Source organism: Aquabacterium parvum (assembly GCF_001447195.1).
Lineage (GTDB): Bacteria > Pseudomonadota > Gammaproteobacteria > Burkholderiales > Burkholderiaceae_C > Aquabacterium > Aquabacterium parvum.
Map to the genome: position 1 here is coordinate 1 of NZ_LFRI01000573.1, position 465 is coordinate 465.

General features: G+C 66.0%; 1 protein-coding gene. It reads left to right on the forward strand.

The window, feature by feature from the left end; translation table 11 throughout:
- Positions 1 to 140 precede the first annotated feature (140 nt).
- Positions 141 to 465, forward strand: a 325-nt coding sequence (locus ABG80_RS20730) for an ATP-binding protein (protein WP_160322574.1), incomplete at its 3' end; no start/stop codon positions are given.

Consider the following 465-nt stretch of genomic DNA (forward strand, 5'->3'; position numbering starts at 1 on the left):
CAGGGCGCTCAAGCCGACAACCACACCCCGCCTGCCTACGCCGGCACCAACCGCTTCACGCGGGCAGCCGCTGAACTCTTCCCCACCCCGCAGCCCAGCACGCTGCATTGACCATCCCCAAGGAGATCTCCATGACCGCCATGAACCCCGCCCCAGAACTGGGCCCGCAACTCAAGCAGCTGCGCCTCTCAGGCATCCTCGACTCGCTGGAGGCCCGCAACCGCGAAGCCATCCAGGGCAAGCTGGCCTACACCGACTTCTTGGCCCTGCTCATCAGCGACGAGGTGGCCCGGCGCGAACAAAAGAAGTTCAGCTCGCGCCTGCGCCGAGCCCAGTTCCGCACCACCAAGACGCTGGACCAGTTCGACTTCGAGCGCTTGCCCAACCTCAACCGCAGCCTGGTTCACGACCTGGCCACCGGACGGTATCTGCAAGAGAAGGCGCCCGTGCTCATCGTCGGGCCCT